The sequence below is a fragment of the Mesorhizobium sp. M7A.F.Ca.US.007.01.2.1 genome, from assembly GCF_003998165.1.
Classification (GTDB): Bacteria; Pseudomonadota; Alphaproteobacteria; order Rhizobiales; family Rhizobiaceae; genus Mesorhizobium; species Mesorhizobium ciceri.
Map to the genome: position 1 here is coordinate 1 of NZ_RZQP01000433.1, position 2,139 is coordinate 2,139.

The 2,139-nt window shown below is 63.0% G+C and carries 4 protein-coding genes; 1 reads left to right on the top strand and 3 read right to left on the bottom strand.

Annotated features, from left to right (window positions below; genetic code table 11):
• The 3 genes from EN949_RS34760 to EN949_RS34770 form a co-directional block, all read right to left on the bottom strand.
• Positions 1–621 (bottom strand): class D beta-lactamase (locus tag EN949_RS34760; protein WP_164782661.1); only part of this gene is annotated, 621 nt, incomplete at its 3' end.
• Positions 622–756: 135 nt separating this feature from the next.
• Positions 757–1,131, bottom strand: coding sequence for a membrane protein insertion efficiency factor YidD (gene yidD, locus EN949_RS34765; RefSeq protein WP_127366464.1), 375 nt, complete (start codon positions 1,129–1,131; stop codon positions 757–759).
• An 83-nt stretch (positions 1,132–1,214) separates the two neighbouring features.
• Positions 1,215–1,373, bottom strand: a complete 159-nt coding sequence (locus EN949_RS34770; protein WP_082827388.1) for a hypothetical protein — start codon at positions 1,371–1,373, stop codon at positions 1,215–1,217.
• Between the two features lie 92 nt (positions 1,374–1,465).
• Between EN949_RS34770 and EN949_RS34775 the strand changes: the two genes are divergently transcribed.
• A partial coding sequence (locus EN949_RS34775; protein ID WP_127371968.1) for a LysR family transcriptional regulator occupies positions 1,466–2,139 on the top strand: 674 nt, incomplete at its 3' end.

Below are 2,139 nucleotides of genomic sequence, written 5' to 3' on the forward strand. Positions count from 1 at the left end.
CTGCACCGTCCAGCCTCCGGCCTGGAAGGTCGGGATGATGGCTGATGTCATGTCGTAGGCCCTGGCCGAGACAGGCAGCTTGCGGGCCAGCAGCTTGCGCAGGAAATCGACCTGCTCGACCGGCGTGATCTTGAGCGAGGAGTTTATCCAGGATTGGGTCAAACCATCATTCTTGCCGGGATTGCCGGAAACATCGGCATTGCCGTAGCCGAATTTGGAGACATAGCCAGCCAATTTTTCCGGCCCGAGCCGACTGGTGATTTCACGGGAGAACCAGACGATCGAATCCCGTTCCCAGATCACCGGATCGACGGTCTTCTGGTCCCGCTTCACCGCCTTGAACTCCGGCTTGTAGTCCCACGCCGGCGTATGCTCGTCGCTCAGGATCCCGCTGTCATAGCCGATCAGCGACAGCGGCACCTTGAACGTCGAGGCCGGGCTGAACCGCTGGTCGCACACTCCGTCCTGGTAAAGCGTCTTGCCGCTCGCCGCATCGGCGATCACCGTGCACTGCAAATCCCCCAGCGGCGCCGATTGCGCGCGCAACGGAAATCCCAGCAGCCAGGCGAGCAGGAACAGGATCCCGGCAAAGATGAAGGGAAGACGGTCGAAATTGCGCATTTTCTGCTCGCTCCAGAAGGGGGTTCGCGAGCGGCTTAGCGGGGTCTCTTGTCTCGATTTTGTCTCAAATGCGCAGTCTTTGTGCAGGCTGTTGTTAACCCTACCGGATCGTAAACCTGCTATTCTCCCCGGCCATCATTCCTGCACTTTGTCGCGCTTGCTGCCGATCCGCCAGTACCGCCAGGGCATGAACCAGAGATAGCGATCCGCAAGCGCCTCCGGCACCAGGTCTATGCCATGCGTGCCGAATGGCCCGCAGCGCAGCACGCGGAAGAATCCCATCCAGCCGCCGGCCCACAGGCCATGGCGGGCGATCGCCTCATGCGCATATTCCGAACAGGTCGGCAGATGCCGGCAGGAATTGCCGACAAAGCCCGACAGCGTCAGCTGGTAGAGGCGCACGAGCGACGTGCCGAGGAGACGGCCTGGCGTCTTGCGCCAGGGGCCGGGCCAGTTGCGGCCGCGTTTTTGCGACCCGTCTATATGCGCATGCCCATGCTGGTCGCGCACCACAGTCTCCGTATCGCGTTTCCCAGGCGATAGATGTGGACTTCCGCCGGAGAACGCAATCCCGCTCCTTGCGCGCCCCGCCATCACGGACGGGAACGGCGAAACGGCTGCCTGTCAGCCGACGGCGCCCAGCGGCCACGACTGGCCGGCCCCTCGCGGCGCTTTGAATGCTGCTTTTCGTCACGCCATTGAAACGTCGCGATCCGCATGACATCGCCAAAAATGCTCAGCAACTGGATCATGGTCGGTCTCCTTTGACATGGATTAGACCGCCGCTGGCCTTCGCCTTCAAACGAGTATAATTTCCACTTCGGATAATCCTGGGTTATGCGAAATGAAGCGTGGGCGCCTGCCGCTGACGGCATTGAGGAGCTTCGAGGCGGCGGGCCGGCATCTGAGCTTCAGCCGGGCCGCCGAGGAGCTTTTCGTCTCGCAGGCGGCGATCAGCCGGCAGATCCGCGAGCTCGAAATCTTCCTGCATCGACCCTTGTTCGAACGTCACCATCGACGAGTCGAACTGACCGACACCGGCCGGCGTCTGCTGGATCAGCTCGTCAGAAGTTTCGACGCCATCGATACCTTGCTTGGCGATCTGGTGGCGACACCGGCACAGTCCGTGGTCCGCGTCAGTGTCGAGCCGTCGCTTGCCTCCGTGTGGCTGGTTCCCCGGCTCAACCGGTTTCGCCAATTGCGGCCCGACATCGACGTCTCCCTCGAAGTCGATCCAAGGCTGATCGAGTTCCGCAGCGATCAGCCGGAGCTTGCCTTGCGCTTCAGCGCGCATGCCGACTCGTGGCCGCGCAGCCAGGCCGAGCGGCTTGCCTCGACGGTCGATTCGCCGGTCCTGTCGCCGGCGCTGCTTGCTTCTGGCCCTGCCCTCAGGAAGCCAATCGATCTTGGCCGCTACACGCTTTTGCACGAGGAGAACCGCCAGGGCTGGGTGCGCTGGTTCGAAGCGGCCGGCGTGCCCGCCGACGCCGTGCCCGCGCGCGGGCCGATGCTGGCGGT

Excerpts from the sequence above, each read along its gene's own strand:
- EN949_RS34770 (WP_082827388.1), bottom strand. The coding sequence starts at position 1,373 with ATGATCCAGTTGCTGAGCATTTTTGGCGATGTCATGCGGATCGCGACG.